This window comes from Rhizobium sp. F40D2 (assembly GCF_051810745.2).
Lineage (GTDB): Bacteria > Pseudomonadota > Alphaproteobacteria > Rhizobiales > Rhizobiaceae > Rhizobium.
Genome location: NZ_CM131436.1, coordinates 820,049 through 837,107 on the forward strand (window position 1 = coordinate 820,049; position 17,059 = coordinate 837,107).

13 protein-coding genes are annotated in these 17,059 nt (G+C 62.0%); 5 read left to right on the forward strand and 8 right to left on the reverse strand.

Translation table 11 applies throughout. The annotated features are described in order from the left end of the window. Positions 1-22: 22 nt before the first annotated feature. The 3 genes from ACS4RS_RS03875 to ACS4RS_RS03885 form a co-directional block, all read right to left on the reverse strand. Entirely contained in the window at positions 23-2,554 is a 2,532-nt protein-coding gene (locus tag ACS4RS_RS03875; RefSeq protein WP_439008635.1) for a methyl-accepting chemotaxis protein, read from the reverse strand. Between the two features lie 311 nt (positions 2,555-2,865). After that, positions 2,866-3,009, reverse strand: a complete 144-nt coding sequence (locus ACS4RS_RS03880; RefSeq protein WP_439008634.1) for a hypothetical protein — start codon at positions 3,007-3,009, stop codon at positions 2,866-2,868. A 144-nt stretch (positions 3,010-3,153) separates the two neighbouring features. Further along, positions 3,154-4,374 carry an NAD(P)/FAD-dependent oxidoreductase gene (locus ACS4RS_RS03885; RefSeq protein WP_449313888.1) on the reverse strand — a complete coding sequence of 407 codons (1,221 nt, stop codon included), beginning with the start codon at positions 4,372-4,374 and terminating at the stop codon, positions 3,154-3,156. An 87-nt stretch (positions 4,375-4,461) separates the two neighbouring features. Between ACS4RS_RS03885 and ACS4RS_RS03890 the strand changes: the two genes are divergently transcribed. The 5 genes from ACS4RS_RS03890 to edd all read left to right on the forward strand — a co-directional run bounded on the left by ACS4RS_RS03890 (position 4,462) and on the right by edd (position 11,423). After that, positions 4,462-5,898, forward strand: a complete 1,437-nt coding sequence (locus ACS4RS_RS03890) for a glutamine synthetase family protein (protein WP_439008632.1) — start codon at positions 4,462-4,464, stop codon at positions 5,896-5,898. A gap of 9 nt (positions 5,899-5,907) precedes the next feature. Then, positions 5,908-7,203 (forward strand): FAD-dependent oxidoreductase, encoded by a 1,296-nt coding sequence (locus ACS4RS_RS03895; RefSeq protein WP_439008631.1) that lies wholly within the window; start codon positions 5,908-5,910, stop codon positions 7,201-7,203. 134 nt (positions 7,204-7,337) lie between these two features. Next, positions 7,338-8,813: a glucose-6-phosphate dehydrogenase gene (zwf, locus tag ACS4RS_RS03900; RefSeq protein ID WP_439008630.1), complete on the forward strand. Its 1,476-nt coding sequence runs from the start codon at positions 7,338-7,340 to the stop codon at positions 8,811-8,813. Between the two features lie 10 nt (positions 8,814-8,823). Then, entirely contained in the window at positions 8,824-9,522 is a 699-nt protein-coding gene (gene pgl, locus ACS4RS_RS03905; protein ID WP_439008629.1) for a 6-phosphogluconolactonase, read from the forward strand. A 77-nt stretch (positions 9,523-9,599) separates the two neighbouring features. Next, on the forward strand, positions 9,600-11,423 hold the full coding sequence (edd, locus tag ACS4RS_RS03910) for a phosphogluconate dehydratase (RefSeq protein WP_439008628.1): 1,824 nt from the start codon (positions 9,600-9,602) through the stop codon (positions 11,421-11,423). A 78-nt stretch (positions 11,424-11,501) separates the two neighbouring features. On the opposite strand, the gene ACS4RS_RS03915 is transcribed toward edd, so the two are convergent. The 5 genes from ACS4RS_RS03915 to ACS4RS_RS03935 all read right to left on the reverse strand — a co-directional run bounded on the left by ACS4RS_RS03915 (position 11,502) and on the right by ACS4RS_RS03935 (position 17,008). Continuing rightward, positions 11,502-11,855, reverse strand: a complete 354-nt coding sequence (locus tag ACS4RS_RS03915; RefSeq protein WP_037092480.1) for a hypothetical protein — start codon at positions 11,853-11,855, stop codon at positions 11,502-11,504. A 177-nt stretch (positions 11,856-12,032) separates the two neighbouring features. Further along, positions 12,033-13,121, reverse strand: coding sequence for a sn-glycerol-3-phosphate ABC transporter ATP-binding protein UgpC (locus ACS4RS_RS03920; RefSeq protein WP_439008627.1), 1,089 nt, complete (start codon positions 13,119-13,121; stop codon positions 12,033-12,035). Between the two features lie 21 nt (positions 13,122-13,142). Next, positions 13,143-14,795: a beta-galactosidase BglA gene (gene bglA, locus ACS4RS_RS03925; RefSeq protein ID WP_449313889.1), complete on the reverse strand. Its 1,653-nt coding sequence runs from the start codon at positions 14,793-14,795 to the stop codon at positions 13,143-13,145. A 34-nt stretch (positions 14,796-14,829) separates the two neighbouring features. Next, the gene (locus tag ACS4RS_RS03930) at positions 14,830-15,993 is read right to left on the reverse strand and encodes an ABC transporter permease subunit (RefSeq protein ID WP_439008625.1); all 1,164 of its coding nucleotides are present in this window, start codon (positions 15,991-15,993) and stop codon (positions 14,830-14,832) included. A gap of 1 nt (position 15,994) precedes the next feature. Continuing rightward, positions 15,995-17,008: an ABC transporter permease subunit gene (locus ACS4RS_RS03935; RefSeq protein WP_439008624.1), complete on the reverse strand. Its 1,014-nt coding sequence runs from the start codon at positions 17,006-17,008 to the stop codon at positions 15,995-15,997. Positions 17,009-17,059: the final 51 nt, after the last annotated feature.

The window sequence follows — 17,059 nt, forward strand, 5'->3', positions numbered from 1 at the left end:
AAGACGACAGATCGGGCGACGATCAGGCGGCGCGGTAGACCGGGCCGGCGGCCGCCTCGCCGTCGATCTTGAACTGCTGGATCAGTCTGCGCAGCGAATCGGCCTCGTCGGCCAGTTCGCGGCTGGCGGCAGTCGTCTCCTCGACCATCGCGGCATTCTGCTGCGTCATCTGGTCCATCTGGTTGACCGTCGCATTGACGCTCTGCAGCGCGTTGGACTGGTCGTGGCTGGCGCGGGCGATCATCTCGACATGCTGGCTGATCGTGACGATCTGGGCACTGATCTTGGCAAGCACCGTGCCGGTCTCCTGCACGAATTGCGAGCCGGAACTGACCTCGTGGGTCGACTTGTTGATCAGTCCCTTGATCTCCTGCGCCGCGGCTGCGGAGCGCTGGGCGAGTTCGCGGACCTCCATCGCCACCACCGCAAAGCCCTTGCCGGCTTCGCCGGCGCGCGCCGCCTCGATGCCGGCGTTGAGCGCCAGCAGGTTGGTCTGGAAGGCGATCTCGTCGATGACGCCGATGATCTGCTCGATCTGGCGCGAGGCATCCTCGATGCGGCCCATCGCATCGATCGCATTGCTGACGACGACGGCGGAATCGTCGGCGCTGCGCTTGGCTTGGCGGACGATCTGGTCGGCATCCTTGGCGCGCTCGGCCGACGAGCGGACGGTAACAGTAATCTCATCGACGGCGGCCGCGGTCTCTTCGAGCGAGGCAGCCTGCTGTTCGGTGCGCTTGGACAGATCCTCGGCCGACTGGGCCATCTGGTTGCCGTTGCCCTGGATCAGTTCGACATTGTCGCGGATCTGGCTCATCGTCGCCTGCAGGCGCATCATCGAACCGTTGAAATCCTGACGCAGCTGTTCGAGGCGGCCGATGAAGGGCGTTTCGATCGTCGTCGAAATATCGCCCTGCGACATGCGTTCGAGGCCGGCGGCAAGCGCATTGACGGCGAATTCGATCTGGCGATCCATTTCGCGCTTGTCGGCGTCGTTGCGCTGGCGCTCATGTTCGGCGGCGGCGCGCTCTTCGTCGCTCTGCTCCTCGATGCGGATCTTCGAGATGGCATTTTCCTTGAAGATGCCGAGCGCGCGGGCCATGTCGCCGATTTCGTCGTGGCGCTGCTCGCCGGAGATATTGGTCTCCAGCGCGCCTTCAGCGATGCGGCGCATGGCGGCGGTGATCTGGCTGATCGGACGCTGCAGCGTCAGCACCAGGGCAATGCCGCCGAGGATCGACAGGAGGATGCCGAGACCGGTGGTCATGACGGAGATGCTGTTTGCCTGGGTGCGCTCTGTGCCGGCCGTCTGCTTCTGCAGCTCGGCGAAATCGGTGAGCTTCGTCCAGATCTGGTCGAGCTCCTGGCGGGCTGCGGCATAGGCCGTGACACGCTCGCCGATCGTGTCGACGATCTTCGAGCCGCCGCCGGAGATGGCGTCGAGTGCGGGCTGGATCGCCCCCGATATGCCTTCGGCAAAGCCCATGCCCTTGGCGCTGGTGATCAGCACCTGCATGTCCTTGCCAAGCGTGCCGGCCTGCTGTTGCAGGCGCACGAGATTGTCCTTGCTTGAATTGGCGAGGAAATCGGAAAGCACGATCTGCAGGGCATAGACGGAATTTTCGAGACGCCTGGTATCCTGAAGGACGGAGTTGGTCTGGCCGATGCGGCCCTCGAGGTCGGCGAAACGCTGTGTCGCCTCGCGCATCTTCTGCGTTGCGGTCAGTTGCGTATAGGTCGAAGTCTGGCGGAAGCGCGACACGAGACGGCCAAGTTCGACAATGTTCTCATCAGTCGGAGCGGGCATCGCCGCGATCGCCTTGATGCTGTCGATGGTCGCCGCCAGTGCGTCGATGACGTTCTTCTGGTTGGTCGGAACCGAAATGGCGATCAGTCGCTGGGATTTGATGATCGCAGGCATCTGTTCGTTGATGTAGGCGATCTTTTCCTCCGGCGTTTGCGGCTTGCTGTAGCCGCTGGCGACGGTGCCGAGGAAGTCGCCGCCCTTCAAGAGGCGGTCGGCCGTGCGAAGCGTAATGGTGGCTGCGCCCTCGTCCTGCTGAAGCGCGGTTTGCAATTCCTCGGCCTGATAGGAAACCGTGAAGCGGGTGCTGATCAGGCTCTTTTGCGCTGCGTCGATCTGCTCATGCAGTGCCTGCTCCTGCTCATGCAGGCCCCAGAGCTTGTCGACGACGCCGGAAATATCTTTGGTGCGGCGCGACGCTTCGGCCAGGCTATCGCGGCCGGCAGCCTCTTCACCGACCTGGTTCAATGTCGCATCGAGTACGCCCTGCTGGGTCTTCAGATCCGCAAGCAGCTTGTCGCGCGCCTGCTGGTTGGTGATGCGCAGGAAATCGTCCATCGAACCGTAGAGATCCTTGAACCCGCTCAACGACTGCAAGACGCTGTTGGATATTTCCATGCGCCCCTGCAGCAGTCCCGAAGCGTAAAGGCCCGTCAGGCCGACCGCCGAAATGGTGACGACGAAAGGCAGAACGAAGATCAGGACCTTCGTCTTGATCCTGAAGCGGGAAAGTATCTTGTCAATCAACATGGCGTTCCGGGCCTTTCATACACCACTCCTCCCGCAGGCGGCCATTTGGCGCCAGCCGGGTGCACATCGAGCTGTTCTTAATTCACATTGGGGAACCCGGAGGCCAGGCGGCAGTCATTGCCAGTTCATGTCCAAACAACTTTGGAGATGCCCAAATAATCGCGGGCAATTGTGTCAGATTAGATATTAATTTTCGGATAAGCGGTTGCGGCGGATAAAGCCAAGGCGGTGAAATAGTTGCAATTTAGTAGGCCGCAGTACTGCGGGGGCGCAAGCGCGCCGCGACCTTCATTGCAGGCCTGAAGACACGATCAGAGAAAGTGCGAAAGAAGCAGTGCGAGGCTGGTGGCGGTGGCGCCGGCTGCAAGCATCAGATAACACAGGGTGACCATGCGGGCGTTCGGCTTGGCCTCGGCAATTGCAATGGCGCGGGCGCGTCGTGTGTTTCTGGTCATGCTCGAAACCTCACTTCTATCTGACACAACAATCCACCAAAACGGCTTGCTGGTAAAGCTTATTTAGGAAGAGCTTTGCAGACCGCCAATTGAGACAGGATGGCGCACCTCTCTTAAGAAGTCTTGAATCGGTATTACTTACATTTACGCATATTCGCCGGCGGCAAATCCGGAGGCCCAGGCCCATTGGAAATTATAACCGCCGAGCCAGCCGGTGACGTCGACACATTCGCCGATGAAATAAAGCCCGGGCACGGCCTTGGCCTCCATGTTGCGGGAATCGAGCGCTGCTGTATCGATACCGCCGAGCGTCACTTCAGCCGTGCGATAACCTTCCGAGCCGGACGGTTTGACCGCAAAGTTCTGCGCCGCCGCGGCAAGGCGCAACAGGGCTTTGTCGGGCAGGTCGGCCATGTTGCCGGCGATCTTTTCGCGCTCGACGAGAAATTGGGCCAGCCGCTTCGGCAGGATGTCGCTAAGTGCCGTCTGCGGCGACTGGCGGCCATTCAACTGCTTTGCCGTCTTCAGATGTGCTCCGATGTCGATATCCGGTTCGACCGAAACGACGATCTCGTCGCCCTCGCGCCAATAGGAGGAGATCTGCAGGATGGCGGGGCCGCTGAGGCCGCGGTGGGTGAACAGCAGCGCTTCGCGAAAGGCGGTCCTGCCATGGCGGATTTCGGCCGGGGCGGAAATGCCGGCAAGGGGCGCGATGGCCTCGAGCAGGCCGGGATCGAGCGTCAGCGGCACGAGGCCGGGGCGGGTTTCGAGCAGGGGAAGACCGAACTGCTCGGCCAGGCGATAGGCAAAGCCGGTGGCGCCCATCTTCGGGATCGACTTGCCACCTGTGGCGACGATCAGCGCCGAGGCTTCGAAGCTATCGTCACCGGTCGAGACGCGAAAACCCGCCTCCACCTTTTCGACACCTGTTATCTCAGTGCTAAGATGCAGTTGCACGCCGGCCGCGCGCATCTCCGTCAGCAGCATGCGGATGACGTCCTTGGCGCTATCGTCACAGAAAAGCTGGCCGAGCGTCTTTTCATGCCAGGCGATGCCGTGCCGGTCGACCATGGCGATGAAATCGGTTGGCGTGAAACGGGCAAGCGCCGACTTGCAGAAATGCGGATTGGCAGAGAGGAAGTTCTTCGGCCCGGCATGGATATTGGTGAAATTGCAGCGGCCGCCGCCCGAGATGCGGATCTTCTCGCCGGGCGCTCTTGCATGGTCGAGGACCACGACCGAGCGGCCGCGTTTTCCCGCCCGGATGGCCGCCATCATGCCCGCCGCCCCGGCGCCGATGACGATGACGTCGCTTTTGCGCTGCAAACCCGTTTCCCCGATCAAGACAGCGCCTTCTTTTTCCATCAAAGGGCGAAAGTCAACGTTCTCAACCTCTCGCCAATTGGCAAAGTCCGGTTATGATGGCGCCACGATCAACCAAACCGGTGTGTCATGTCCCCAAAAAAGACGACGCTGAAGCCTGCCAGAAACGTACCCGCCTCGAAGAAAACTCCCCCGGACCCCGGGTCTCTGCGCGGCGTTGCGAACTGGAAGGAAGCAGCGCGCTGGCTGAGGGACAGGGGCATCGAAGACATCGAATGCATCACGCCGGACCTTGCCGGCGTTCCGCGCGGCAAGATGATGCCGAGTTCGAAGTTCACCTCGAACACCTCGCTGGCGCTGCCTTCGGCGATCTATCGGCATACGATTTCGGGCGAGTATCCAGAAGAGACGGAAAGCTTCCGCTACGAGCCGCGCGACAGCGATCTGAAGCTGATGCCAGATCTTTCGACGCTTTCGGTCGTGCCCTGGGAGACCGACCCGACGGCACAGGTGATCTGCGACATCGTCGATTCCGACGGCGGCGAAGTGCCCTATACGCCGCGCAACGTGCTGAAGCGGATCATGAGCCTTTATCACGACCGCGGCTGGAAGCCGATCGTGGCGCCGGAGATCGAATTTTACCTGGTCGCCAAGAATGACGACCCCGACTATCCGCTGCACCCGCCTAAGGGCCGCTCCGGCCGCTCGATCCTCGGCGGCCAGGGCTATTCGATCGCCGGGATCAACGAATTCGACGAACTGATCGACGACATCTACCATTTCTCGGAGAAGCAGGGCCTCGAGATCGATACGCTGATCCACGAAGAGGGGCCGGCGCAGCTCGAGATCAACCTGCGCCACGGCAATCCGATCGAACTTGCCGACCAGGTGTTCCTGTTCAAACGCACGATCCGCGAGGCGGCGTTGAAACACGACATCTATGCGACCTTCATGGCCAAGCCGATGCAGGCCCAGCCGGGTTCGGCGATGCATATCCATCAGTCGGTGGTCAATATCGAAACGGGCAAGAACGTCTTCTCCAATGCGGACGGATCGGCCTCGAAGGAATTCTTCCATTTCATCGGCGGCATGCAGAAATTCGTGCCGAGCGCGATGGCGATGCTGGCGCCCTATGTGAATTCCTACCGGCGCCTGCAGCCGGATATGTCCTGTCCGGTCAACAATGCCTGGGGTTACGACAACCGGACGACGGCCTTCCGCGTTCCGGTATCCGATCCGCAGGCCAGGCGCGTCGAAAACCGGCTGCCGAGCTCGGACGCCAATCCTTATCTGGCGCTTGCCGCCTCGCTCGCCGCCGGCCTGCTCGGGATCATGAAGCAGATCGAGCCGACGGCGCCGACCGAGGATTCGGCCAATGAGGGCTCGATCGACCTGCCGCGCGGCCTCCTGGAAGCCGTGGCGCTGCTCGAGGACGAGCCGGCTTTCGAGGAGATTTTCGGCAAGCAGTTCATCGGCCTCTACGCCGGCGTCAAGCGCGGCGAGTTCGAGACCTTCATGCAGGTGATCAGCCCCTGGGAGCGGGAATTCCTTCTGCTCAACGTGTGAGGGAGCGTCATGGCATCGCAGGAGACGTGGCAAAGCCCGATCTCACCGGGCTTATCCTGGTATCAGGCAACCGTCGGGGAGCGGCCGAGCTATGCCGCGCTCGACGGCTCGAGAACATCTGACGTCGCCATCATCGGCGGTGGCTATACCGGCCTGCAGGCGGCCTATAATCTGGCCAAGTCAGGCGTCTCGGTGGTGCTGATCGAGTCCTGCCGCTTCGGTGACGGGGCGTCCGGGCGCAATGGCGGCCAGCTCGGCACCGGCCAGCGATGGTGGCCGGAAGAACTCGAGGAGAAGATCGGCTACCAACGATCGAAGGCGCTGTTCGATCTTGCCGAGGCGGCCAAGCGCCATCTCCTCGATTTCGCCAGGGAGCACCAGATCGAGATCGATTATGTGCCCGGCCAGCTCAACGTCGCGCACAAGGCAAGCTATGAACGCGACTTTCGCCAGAATGCCGAAATCGCCGCGCAGCGCTACGGCTATCCGCACATCAGCTTCATGGGCGAGACGGAAACGCAGGAGCGGCTCGGCTCGAAGCGTTTTTATTGCGGCGTGCGCGATGTCGGCACCGGCCATATCCATCCGCTGAAGCTATTGATCGGGCTGGCGCGGGTCGCCGCCGATGCCGGTGCTGCGATCTTCGAGATGACAAAGGCAAAGACGATCCGCCAGGGCGGCGGCAAGGTGACGATCGAAACGGACAAAGGAACGATCACCGCCAGCCGCGCGCTGATCGCCTGCAACGGCCATATCGGCAATCTGGAGCCGGTGACGGCAAGCCATGTCATGCCGATCCGCTCCTTCATCGGCGCGACCGCCCCGCTCGACCGGCAGCCCAACGTGCTGCCGGGCGGCGAGGCTGTGGCCGATCTGCGCTTCGTCGTGCGTTACTTCCGCCGATTCGAAGGCCGGCTGCTGTTCGGCGGGCGGGAGGCCTATACGGCGGACAATCCGCGGGACATTTCGCAGCATATCCGCCGGCAGATCGCCGAGATCTATCCTGAGCTGAAAGACATCGAGATCACCCATGCCTGGGGCGGCACTGTCGGCATCACCATGCCGCGCCAGCTTTTCGTACGCGAGGTGATGCCCGGCGTCACCTCGATCGGCGGTTATTCCGGCCATGGCGTCATGCTGTCAAACTACTGTGGCAAGCTCTACGCGGAAACGGTGCTTGGAAAATCCGGCGATCTCGATCTCTTCGCGTCGCTCGATATTCCCGCCTTTCCCGGCGGGGCGCGGATGCGGGCACCGCTGCTTTTCCTTGCCTTGTCGTGGTTTGCGCTTCGCGACAAGTTTTAGCCTGATTGCGGATTTCCTCTTCCGGAAATTCGCACTAAAACCGGTGCCTGACAGATTCATTGCACTGCACACTGGCTTTTTTAAATCGATTAGATTAAAAGGGCCGCCAACCAGCCTGATTGAGAGACAAGCTCATGAGCAGCCAGATTATTCCCGTTGAGCCTTTTGATTACGTCGTCTTCGGCGGCAGCGGCGACCTTGCCGAACGCAAGCTTCTGCCCGCGCTCTACCATCGCCAGATCGAGGGCCAGTTCTCCGAACCGACCCGGGTGATCGGCGCTTCGCGCAGCCCGCTTTCCAACGAGGAATACCGCAAATTCGCCAAGGATGCGTTGAACGAGCACCTGAAGAAGGGCGAATATGACGAAGCCGAGGTGGAGAAGTTCTGCGCCCGTCTCTACTACGTCTCCGTCGACGCCCGCACCGACACCGGCTGGGACCAGCTGAAGAAGCTGCTCGACGAGGGCAAGGAGCGCGTGCGCGCCTTCTACCTCGCCGTCGCGCCCGGCATCTTCGGCGATATTTCGCAGAAGATCCACGACCACAAGCTGATCACCAAGTCGACCCGCATCGTCGTCGAGAAGCCGATCGGCCGCGACCTCGCCTCGGCACTGCAGCTCAACGACACGATCGGCCGCGCCTTCAAGGAAGAACAGATCTTCCGCATCGATCACTATCTCGGCAAGGAGACGGTGCAGAACCTGATGGCGCTGCGCTTTGCCAACGCGCTCTATGAGCCGCTGTGGAACGCCAACTATATCGATCACGTGCAGATCACCGTGGCTGAAGCGGTCGGCCTCGAAGGCCGCGCCGGTTATTACGATACGGCCGGTGCGCTGCGCGACATGGTGCAGAACCACATTCTGCAGCTGCTCTGCCTGACGGCGATGGAAGTGCCCTCGTCGATGGATTCGGAAGCCGTCCGCGACGAGAAGCTGAAGGTGCTGCGCGCGCTGAAGCCACTCAATGCCTCCAATGTCGAGCAGGCGACGGTCCGCGGCCAGTATCGCGCCGGCGCTTCGGGCAGCGGCCCGGTCAAGGGCTATCTCGAAGAGCTCGAAGGCGGCGTCTCCAACACCGAGACCTTCGTCGCCATCAAGGCGGAGATCAACAACTGGCGCTGGGCGGGTGTGCCCTTCTATATCCGCACCGGCAAGCGCCTGACCGGACGCATGTCCGAGATCGTCATCACCTTCAAGCCGATCCCGCATGCGATCTTCGACCAGGCAGCCGGGCGCATCGTCGCCAACCAGCTGATCATCCGTCTGCAGCCGGATGAGGGCGTCAAGCAGTCGCTGATGATCAAGGATCCGGGCCCGGGCGGCATGCGCCTGCGCAACGTCTCGCTCGACATGAGCTTCGCCCAGGCCTTCAACGTCCGCAATCCCGACGCCTACGAGCGCCTGCTGATGGACGTGATCCGCTCCAACCAGACCCTGTTCATGCGCCGCGACGAAGTCGAAGCCGCATGGAAATGGGTGGATCCGATCCTGAAGGGTTGGGAAACCACCGGCCAGCAGGTGCAGGGCTATACCGCCGGCACCTGGGGCCCGAGCCAGGCCATCGCGCTGATCGAGCGCGACGGCCGCACCTGGCATGACGATATCTAGGACGAAACCGATGGCATCGACCCTGCATTCCTTCGCCAGCCCCGCAGATCTCGCCGGCAGCCTCGCCGACAAGGTTGCCGATACGCTTTCGGCGGCGATCTCAGCCCGCGGAACGGCGTCCGTCGCCGTTTCCGGCGGTTCGACCCCGAAGGCCTTCTTCCAGGTGCTGTCGACGCGCGACATCGCCTGGGACAAGGTGACGATCACGCTTGTCGACGAACGTTTCGTGCCGGCCGACAGTGCGCGCTCGAACCACATGCTGGTCGATGCCAATCTCTTGCAGAACAAGGCGAAGTCGGCACGTTTCGTGCCGCTTTACCAGCCTGCCGCCTCCGTCGAGGAAGCCGCACGGCTTGCGACTGAAAAGAGCGCCGAAATCGGCATTCCCTTCGACGTCGTCATCCTCGGCATGGGCGGCGACGGCCACACCGCCTCGTTCTTTCCCGGCGGCAGCAACCTTGCCACGGCACTCGATGCATCGACGCCGCGCGGCATCATCACCATGGAAGCGGAAGGGGCCGGCGAGCCGCGCCTGACCTTCACCTTCTCCAGTCTTCAGGATGCCGCACTCCTGGTTCTTCATATTGAGGGCGAAGGCAAAAAAGACGTTCTCGCCAAGGCGGAAGGCAGCGGAGACGAGGCAGACATGCCGATCCGCGCCATTCTGCGCCGGGCCACTTCCCCGGTCGAGATCTACTGGGCTCCCTGATCGGCCGTCAATCCGGATCGAATATCAGGCCAGAGCCGCCGAAACAGATTAGACAACGAACAAGGCAGGGATTTTCCATGTCCGCTCACGCACGCATTTCTGCGATCACCGATCGCATTGTCGAACGCTCGAAACCAACCCGCGAGCGCTATCTGGAGCGCCTGCGCGCCGCCGCGTCCAGGGGCGTCCAGCGCTCGGTGCTCGGCTGCGCCAACCTGGCCCACGGCTTTGCGGTCTGTTCCCCCGCCGACAAGGATGCGCTGGCCGGCGACCACATCCCCAATCTCGGCATCATAACCGCCTATAACGACATGCTCTCGGCCCACCAGCCGTTCGAGACCTATCCGGCGATCATTCGCGAGGCCGCCGCAGAGGCAGGCGGCGTGGCGCAGGTGGCAGGCGGCGTGCCGGCAATGTGCGACGGCGTCACCCAGGGACAGCCGGGCATGGAGCTTTCGCTGTTTTCGCGCGATCTGATCGCCATGTCGGCGGGCGTCGGCCTGTCGCACAACATGTTCGATGCCGCCCTCTTCCTCGGCGTCTGCGACAAGATCGTGCCGGGCCTCGTCATTGCGGCCTTGTCCTTCGGTCACCTGCCGTCGATCTTCGTTCCCGCCGGTCCGATGACGACGGGCCTGCCGAACGACGAAAAGTCGCGCGTCCGCCAGCTCTTCGCCGAGGGCAAGGTCGGTCGCGCCGAGCTCCTGGAGGCCGAATCGAAGTCCTATCACGGCCCCGGCACCTGCACATTCTACGGCACCGCCAATTCCAACCAGATGCTGATGGAGATCATGGGCTTCCACCTGCCCGGCTCCTCCTTCATTAATCCCGGCACGCCGCTACGCGAAGCGCTGACGCGCGAGGCCGCCAAGCGGGCGCTGGCCATCACCGCGCTCGGCAATGAATTCACCCCGGCCGGCGAGATGATCGACGAGCGCTCGGTCGTCAACGGCGTCGTCGGCCTGCATGCGACCGGCGGCTCGACCAACCATACACTGCACCTTGTCGCCATGGCGCGTGCGGCCGGCATCCAGCTCACCTGGCAGGATATTGCCGAGCTTTCGGAAGTGGTGCCGCTGCTTGCCCGCGTCTATCCGAACGGGCTTGCCGACGTGAATCATTTCCAGGCGGCCGGCGGCATGGGTTTCCTCATCAAGGAACTCCTGAAGCACGGCCTGGTGCATGACGACGTGCGCACCGTCTTCGGCCAGGGTCTCCAGGCCTATACGGTCGATGCGCGCCTCGGCGAAAACGGCACCGTCCGGCGCGAGCCGTCGCCGGAAAAGAGCGTCGACCCGAAGGTTCTCTCCAGCATCGAAACGCCGTTCCAGGCGAATGGCGGGCTGAAGATGCTGCGCGGCAATCTCGGCAAGGCGGTGATCAAGATCTCCGCCGTCAAGCCGGAGCGTCACATCATCGAGGCGCCGGCGATCATTTTCCACAGCCAGCAGGAGCTGCAGGACGCCTTCAAGGACGGCAAGCTCAACCGCGATTTCATCGCCGTCGTGCGCTTCCAGGGGCCGAAGGCGAACGGCATGCCGGAACTGCACAAGCTGACGCCGCCGCTCGGCGTGCTGCAGGACCGCGGTTTCCGCGTGGCACTTTTGACCGACGGGCGCATGTCGGGAGCCTCCGGCAAGGTGCCGGCTGCGATCCACGTGACGCCTGAGGCGGTAGACGGCGGCCCGATCGCCCGCATCCGCGAGGGCGACATCATCCGGCTGGACGCGATCAAGGGCACGCTCGAGCTGCTCGTCGATGCGGCCGATATGGCCGAGCGCGAGCCAGTGACCGTCGATCTCTCTGACAATGAATTCGGCATGGGCCGCGAACTCTTCGCACCCTTCCGCCGCGCCGTCGGCCCTTCGGATCAAGGTGCCAGCGTGCTCTTCCACCACTGAACGTGGTCGCCGGAGACAAACAAAAACCCGCGGGCGCGCGAAGCAGCCGCGGGTTTTCTGTATCAGTCTTGCACTCGCTTAGGCGCGGATATCGAGAACGTAGTCGCGATGCGCCGGATGGGTGCTGTAGACGAAGATTTTGTTCAGCTCCTTTTGCGTCAGCAGGCGCAGGAAGCGGACTTCAATCGTATTGTTGGCGTTGACCTTCATCAGCAGGCAGCCGACTTTGGTGATGCGGGCATCCGGAATATCCAGATAGAACTGCTTCGGCAGGTTGAACTGAGTGAGGATCGCGAGCGTCGCGCTGCTCATCGAAATACGGACGATATCGCAACGGCGCGAAGCCGCGTGCATCACGCCCTTTTCGGTGTATTCGATGCGCGCGGCATTCATCGTGTCCTCCATCTTGAACCGCTGCTCGCGGTCATACATGAAGGATTCTTCCTTGCTCAGGAAATGAGACTTTGGCTGTGACGGATTTGAAGCGGCCACTTGCTTATCCCCCCTCTTAAATCGACTGGGAAAAGGTAGCAGCCGATCTTTAACAGAAAGTGAGAATTTGGCCCGTCAGGCACAATTCCACAGACCATCACCCCAAAAATGGCCGCCTCATTTCCGGTAGCTATGGCCGGTCGCATCAAACAGATGCAGCTTCTGCCGGTCGGCGGCAAAACGCATCTTCTGACCCTTCTTCACATCGTAGATGCCGGGCAGTTTGACGACGATCGGCTCGCCCGGGACCAGGCCCTCGATATAGAGCAGCGTGACTTCGCCGAGCGCTTCGACGATCGACACCTCGCCCTCGAAAAGATAGTCGGTGCCGTCGGCGATCCTCAGATCCTCCGGACGAACCCCGAAGCTTGCCTGCTTGCCGGCTTCGGAAGCGCCGGTCGCCACATCGAGGGTCACCGACATGCCGCCGGTCAGCGTCACCGTCGTCTGGTTTCCGGTCGCAGCGACCGTTGCCGGGATGATGTTCATCGCCGGCGAGCCGATGAATTTGGCAACGAAGAGGTTGGCCGGGCGCTCATAAAGCTCCAGCGGCGCGCCGACCTGCTCGATGTTGCCGGCAGAGAGAACGACGATGCGGTCGGCAAGCGTCATCGCCTCGACCTGGTCGTGGGTGACGTAGATCATCGTCGTATCGGCCATCTGTTCGTTCAGGCGGGCGATCTCGATGCGGGTGGCGACGCGCAGCGCGGCGTCGAGGTTGGAGAGCGGCTCGTCGAACAGGAAGACCTTCGGATCGCGGCAGATGGCGCGGCCAATCGCCACGCGCTGGCGCTGGCCGCCGGAAAGCGCCTTCGGCAGGCGGTCGAGATATTTGGTCAGCTGCAGGCTCTCGGCCGCCGCCTTGACGCGGCGGTCGATCTCCTGCTTGCTTTCGCCGGCGATCTTCATGCCGAAAGCCATATTGTCGAAGACGGTCATGTGCGGATAGAGCGCATAGGACTGGAAGACCATGGCGATGCCGCGCTTGGAGGGCGGCACGTCATTGACGAGATGGCCGTCAATATACATCTCGCCGCCGGTGATCGCCTCGAGACCGGCGATCATGCGCAGAAGCGTGGACTTGCCGCAGCCGGACGGACCGACGAAGACGATGAATTCGCCCTGCTTGATATCGAGGTCGATGCCGTGGAGAACGTCCACGGAACCGTAGGATTTGCGGATATCCTTCAGCGTCAGTCCAGTCATGTCTCTCTCCCCTGCTGATCCTTAAGCGAGACGGGCGAAATACGCCCCCCAGGCCGGAATATCGATCTTGTCGCCATAGTTGTTGCTGATAAAGCCATGCCCCGTCAACGCCTGCCATTCGCCCGCAGGCAAAGTGACGCCGGTTTCGGTCGGGCTCATGTTGAAGATGCAGAGCAGCTTCTCATTGCCATATTCACGCGTGAAGACCAGGGCATCGCCCTGCGGCTCCTCGAATTCGATCTCGCCCTTGGCAAAGGCCGGGTGTAATTTGCGGAAAGCGATGAAGCGGCGATAGTGCTCGAGCACCGAAGCCTCGTCGCCCTGCTGGACGCTGACGGCACGCAGGATATGCTCGACCGGCACCGGCAGCCAGGGCTTGACCGTGGAAAAGCCGCCCTGAGCGACCTGGCTGTCCCAGACCATCGGCGTGCGGCAACCGTCGCGGCCCTTGAATTCCGGCCAGAACTGGATGCCGTAGGGATCCTGGAGATCCTGGTAGGCGAGATCGGCCTCGGTCAGCGCCAGTTCCTCGCCCTGATAGAGGCAGACCGAGCCGCGCAGCGTCATCAGGAGCGAGGCATAGAGCTTGGCGAAGGCGTCGTGATCGGCGACCAGCCCGCCCCAACGGCTGACATGGCGCATGACGTCGTGATTGGAGAAGGCCCAGCAGGCCCAGCCATCCGGTGCTGCGGCGTCGAAATCCTGCATCACCTCCTCGACCCGCTCGGCCGTCAGCGGATCAGGGGCGAGGAATTCGAAGGCATAACACATATGCATCTTGTCATTGCCGGAGGTATATTCGCCGACGATTTCGAGGCCGCGCTGGCTGTCGCCGACTTCGCCGACGGCGGCAATCGCCGGAAATTCTTCCAGGACGGCGCGGAAGCGCTTCAGGAAGGCGAGATTCTCCGGCCGGTTCTTGTCGTAGATATGTTCCTGGAAATTATAGGGATTGACCGCCGGCGCCGTCGAGGCGTTGCGGCGCTCAGGCGCAAGTGCGGGATTGTCTCGCAACAGCGTATCGTGGAAATAGAAATTGATGGTGTCGAGGCGGAAGCCGTCGACGCCGCGGTTGAGCCAGAAGCGCACGACATCGAGCAGACGGTCCTGCACCTCAGAATTATGCAGGTTCATATCCGGCTGCGAGGTCAGGAAGTTGTGCAGGTAATATTGCATGCGCGTCGGATCCCACGCCCATGCCGAGCCGCCGAAGATCGACAGCCAGTTGTTCGGCGGCGTGCCGTCCGGCTTGGCATCGGCCCAGACATACCAGTCGGCCTTGGCGTTGGTCTTGCTGGAGCGGCTCTGCACGAACCAGGGATGCTGATCCGAGCTGTGCGAGATGACGAGGTCGATCATCACGCGGACGCCGAGGCGATGGGCCTCTGCTATCATCGTGTCGAAATCCACCAGCGTGCCGAAGATCGAATCGACATTCTCGTAGTCGGAAACGTCGTAACCGAAATCGCGCATCGGCGAGGTGAAGAAGGGCGAGATCCAGATCGCATCGACGCCGAGGCTTGCCACATGCGGCAGGCGGGCGGTGATGCCCTTCAGGTCGCCGATGCCGTCACCGTTCAGATCCTGGTAGGAGCGCGGATAGATCTGGTAGATCACCGCGCCGCGCCACCAGTCCTTGTCGGGGTTCGAGATCGATTGAGGAGCCGCGTTCATGGAATATCCTGTCTGAAGTCACGTTTGGAAATGGTCAGCCTCCCTTCACCGAACCCGCCAGCAGGCCACGCACCAGATAACGCTGCAGCCCGAAGAAGACGAGCAGCGGCACGATGATGGTGACGAAGGCCGACGCCGTTAAAATCTCCCAATTGCCGCCGCGCGAGCCGAGCAGCGCGTTGAGGCTGCCGGTCAGCACGAGGTGGTCCTTGTCGGTGCCGAGGAAGACCATGGCAACCAGCAGGTCGTTCCACACCCACAGGAACTGAAAGATGGCGAAGGAGGCGAGCGCCGGGAAGGACAAAGGCAAGACGATGCGCACGAAGATCTCGAAGTCGCTGGCGCCATCGACGCGGGCGGATTCGATAATCTCCTTCGGCAGGCCGGCGATATAGGCCCGCAGGAGATAGATGGCGAGCGGCATGCCGAAGGCGGTGTGGGCGAGCCAGATACCGGGATAGGTCTTGGACGGCTGGCCGAGCATGGTGCCGATCTCGTTATAGAGGCGCAACAGCGGGATCAGCGACATCTGCAGCGGCACGACGATGAGGCCGACGACCAGCGCAATCAGCAGCCCGCGACCGGGAAATTCCATCCAGCTCAGCGCATAGGCGGCGAAAGCGGCGATCAGGATCGGGATGATCGTCGCCGGGATCGTCACGGTCAACGAGTTGATGAAAGACTGGCCGATACCCTCACCGGTAAGAACCGTCTTGTAGTTCTGCAGCGTGAATTCCGGCGGCGCGGAGACCGACGCATAGATGCGCCGCGGGCGTTCGTCGGGCGAAAATGCGGCGTTCTTCATATAGCGGTAGCTGCCGTCGCTGTTGATCTGCAGGGTCTCGCCGTCGCCGAGATCGGCGGTCTCGCCTGCCTTGAAGGCGGCGGGCTGCTGCACGCGGTTTCCGAAGGCTTTTACCGCACGGCCGGTCTGTCCTTCCAGCACGTTGCCTGAGATGACGTAGGTTGCGCCTTCCTGCTGCTGCTGGTCCGGCGTGCCCAAGCGGACGGCGACGGTCTGCGTCGAGCCGACGAAGGCCGTCCACCAGCCGGAGACGACGATCTGGTCCTTGTCGCGCAGCGCGCTCACGAAGATTCCAAGCGTCGGGATCAGCCAGACGATGACGATCAAGAGAACGGCGGCGTGAACGAAGAGACGGGCGGGGCCGATCTTGAAGTAGCTTCCGACAGCTGTCATCTCAGTGACCCTTCAGTTCGCGGTTGGCGCGGCGGACGTTCCAGACCATGATCGGCGTGACGGCGAGCATGATGATGATGGCGATGACCGCACTTCGGCCGGAATCGCCGCCGCCGCGGAACAGCCAGTTGAACATCAGGTTCGCCAGCACCATCGATTGCCACTGGCCGTTGGTCATGGTGAGAACAATGTCGAAAACCTTGAGAACGAGGATGGTGATCGTCGTCCAGACGACCGCGATCGAGCCCCAGACTTGCGGCACCATGATGCGCCAGAAGATCTGCCAGCCATTGGCGCCGTCGATGACGGCGGCCTCGATGGTCTCCTCGGGAATGCCGCGCAGGGCGGCCGACAGGATGACCATGGCAAAACCGGTCTGGATCCAGATCAGGATGACCATCAGGAAGAAGTTGTTCCAGAAGGGAATGGATATCCACACCTCGGGCGTGCCGCCGAACGTCTGGACGATGGCATTCAGCAGGCCGATCTGGACGTCGTTGCCACCGCGATATTCATAGATGAATTTCCAGATGACCGAGGCGCCGACGAAGGAAATCGCCATCGGCATGAAGACGATGCTTTTGGCGATATTGCCCCACCAGATGCGATCGGTCATCACGGCGATGACGAGGCCGAAGAAGGTGCAGGCGGCCGGCACGACGGCAAGCCAGAGGATGTTGTTGAAGATCGACTGGCGGAATTCGCGGTCGCCGAGTGCCCATTGGTAGTTGGCGACGCCGACGAACTGCTGGCCGGCGCGGTCGTAAAAGGAGAGGATGAAGGTCGCAACGACCGGATAGACGAGATAGACGACGAGCAGGAAGAGCGCCGGACCGACGAACAACCACGGCCGCACGAGGGCGCGGCGGTTGAGATTGCGCGAGGCGGCGCGGATGTCGCCATCCTTGACCGGCAGAGCGAGATCCAGGATCTTGTTCGAAAAATAGAAATAGGCCGAGCACGCGAAAACGGCGACGACCACGACGCCCAAAGCGGACACTATCTGCGACAGCATTTCGTCCCTCCCCTGCTTCCCCTGATCTTATTGCGACCGGTTGTTATTCTG

Coding starts and splice junctions, on each gene's coding strand:
- ACS4RS_RS03875 (WP_439008635.1), bottom strand. CDS start 2,554: ATGTTGATTGACAAGATACTTTCCCGCTTCAGGATCAAGACGAAGGTC.
- ACS4RS_RS03880 (WP_439008634.1), bottom strand. CDS start 3,009: ATGACCAGAAACACACGACGCGCCCGCGCCATTGCAATTGCCGAGGCC.
- ACS4RS_RS03885 (WP_449313888.1), bottom strand. CDS start 4,374: ATGGAAAAAGAAGGCGCTGTCTTGATCGGGGAAACGGGTTTGCAGCGC.
- ACS4RS_RS03890 (WP_439008632.1), top strand. CDS start 4,462: ATGTCCCCAAAAAAGACGACGCTGAAGCCTGCCAGAAACGTACCCGCC.
- ACS4RS_RS03895 (WP_439008631.1), top strand. CDS start 5,908: ATGGCATCGCAGGAGACGTGGCAAAGCCCGATCTCACCGGGCTTATCC.
- zwf (WP_439008630.1), top strand. CDS start 7,338: ATGAGCAGCCAGATTATTCCCGTTGAGCCTTTTGATTACGTCGTCTTC.
- pgl (WP_439008629.1), top strand. CDS start 8,824: ATGGCATCGACCCTGCATTCCTTCGCCAGCCCCGCAGATCTCGCCGGC.
- edd (WP_439008628.1), top strand. CDS start 9,600: ATGTCCGCTCACGCACGCATTTCTGCGATCACCGATCGCATTGTCGAA.
- ACS4RS_RS03915 (WP_037092480.1), bottom strand. CDS start 11,855: ATGTATGACCGCGAGCAGCGGTTCAAGATGGAGGACACGATGAATGCC.
- ACS4RS_RS03920 (WP_439008627.1), bottom strand. CDS start 13,121: ATGACTGGACTGACGCTGAAGGATATCCGCAAATCCTACGGTTCCGTG.
- bglA (WP_449313889.1), bottom strand. CDS start 14,795: ATGAACGCGGCTCCTCAATCGATCTCGAACCCCGACAAGGACTGGTGG.
- ACS4RS_RS03930 (WP_439008625.1), bottom strand. CDS start 15,993: ATGACAGCTGTCGGAAGCTACTTCAAGATCGGCCCCGCCCGTCTCTTC.
- ACS4RS_RS03935 (WP_439008624.1), bottom strand. CDS start 17,008: ATGCTGTCGCAGATAGTGTCCGCTTTGGGCGTCGTGGTCGTCGCCGTT.